Origin of the sequence: Leucobacter chromiireducens, assembly GCF_003917135.1 — a bacterium.
Classification (GTDB): domain Bacteria; phylum Actinomycetota; class Actinomycetes; order Actinomycetales; family Microbacteriaceae; genus Leucobacter; species Leucobacter chromiireducens_A.
The window spans coordinates 1-1935 of the sequence record NZ_RPDI01000067.1 but is presented as its reverse complement, the minus strand read 5'-3'; the positions used below and the strand labels follow the sequence as shown (position 1 = coordinate 1935).

Sequence of the window (1935 nt, the reverse complement as noted above, 5' to 3'; positions counted from 1 at the left end):
TACACCACTTTACGGGGCACCACTCCGAGTTCACCGCGGATGTCGGCACGAAGCGTGGAGAAAAGGTCGACTACGCGATCATCAAAGATGGTGAGGTGCAGATACTCATCGAGTGCAAGCACGTGGGTGCCCCGCTCAATATCAAGCACGCTTCGCAGCTCTTCCGTTACTTCGCGGTGACGAACGCGAGGATTGCCATTCTCACCAACGGGGACGAGTACCAGTTCTACACGGACCTCGACGCGCCGAACAAGATGGACGAGAAGCCGTTCCTTGTTATCCAGATTTCTGACCTGGATACGTCGCTTATCCCCGAGCTAAACAAGCTCGCAAAAGATGCTTTCGACCTCGACTCGATCATCAACGCCGCAGAAGAACTGAAGTACGTCGGTGAGTTCAAGCGCGTTCTCACGGCACAGTTTGCAGAGCCGGACACAGAGTGGGTCAAGTTCCTGACGTCGCGCGTGTATGAGGGCGCCTTCACTCAGAAGGTACGCGGCCAGTTCACAGAGCTCGTCGAGAAGGCGATGAAGCAATTCCTCAATGATCGTGTCAACGACCGACTCAAGGCCGCCCTCGGCGGCCAGGCGGTGCAGCCCGACGACACCTCAGTGTCGTCCTCGGAGGCGAGCGCTCAGGTTGCGGAAGCCTCCGTCGAAGCCGCCGCAGACGATCGTGACGGGATCTCCACCACGCTGGAAGAGCTCGAAGGGTTCCAAATCGTCCGCGCGATCATCTGTAGCGAGGTAGCCCCGAGCAGAATCGCGCAACGCGACAACAAGACCTACTTCGGCATCCTCCTGGACGACAACAACCGCAAGCCGCTCGCTCGACTCTGGTTCAATACCTCACAGAAGTACATCGGGATCTTTGACGAGGAAAAGAACGAGACACGGCATGCCATCGAGACGCTGGACCAGATCTACCAGCACGCCGATGCACTGCGCCGGACGGTGAGCTACTACAGCGCGTAAGTCCCCACCCCGGCCGCGGCGAAGTGCCTGATCAGAAACGATGATGTGGGGTGCGGTCGCACCCCTCTGCGACTCTATCGAAGTTCGTAGCCGCCGCAGCGCGCGCGGCGGCAGCCGTGGACGAATGCCCTGATTCTGGCCAAAACCCGGCTCCAGTGTCTCCCGGATCAGCCGATACTGACTGGCGGCCGGGGACTCTCTGCGACGTTTCGAGCGGGCGTTCGGATTTGCTCAAGGATGAGCGGTGCGCTGGCATCCCGCCGCGGCGTCGCCTAGNGATCCGGATCGCCCTCCGCGGGGGCTCGCGCTCGGGCGCGCACTCACCGCGGCCGCATTCACCGGGGTCGCGCACATCCTCGTCCTGCTCGCGCTCCTGCTGTGGGTCGTCGGTGTCGACTCGATCGAGAACGGTGTGTGGACCGTCGTGGTGATGGGGGTAATCCTCGGCGGTGCGGCATTTCTCCCGTGGCTGCTGCTCTCGAGGCGATCCCCCGAGCAGAGACTCGCCCGCACGGCGACCATCGCCACGCTTCTGACGCTGCTCTGCTTCCTCGCGCTCGCACTGATCGTAGCGATCGCCAGCGTCATCACCAAGCTCGCCGCGGGTTCAGCTCTGGGGAATCCCTGGTTTGAGGTGGTCTACTTCCCTCTGCTGTTCACGCTGCTCGCGGTGCCAGCGACCGTGCTGGGCGCGATCCTCACCGTTGTGGTGCGGAATCCGGCTGAGCAGCTGACGCGCGATGCCCGCCGCGCGATCCCTGCGTCCGGGGGTGAGGCCGCGTGAGTGGGCTCCTGGTGTGGAACCTCCTGGGCGTCCTCAGCCCGCTCGTCCTGCTGGTGTTGACGGTCGTGATCTGGCGACGCGTGACACGGACACGGAGCCGGCATGAAGACTCCACAGAACCCACGCCGGCCGAGCGCCAAGACTAATGCGTGGCCCGAGAATGACGAAAGGCCCCTG

General features: G+C 62.7%; 1 protein-coding gene. It reads left to right on the top strand.

The genetic code is table 11. From position 1 onward, the window contains the following. Positions 1-974, top strand: a 974-nt coding sequence (locus EGM46_RS14445) for a type I restriction endonuclease (protein ID WP_125100818.1), incomplete at its 5' end; no start/stop codon positions are given. Positions 975-1935: the final 961 nt, after the last annotated feature.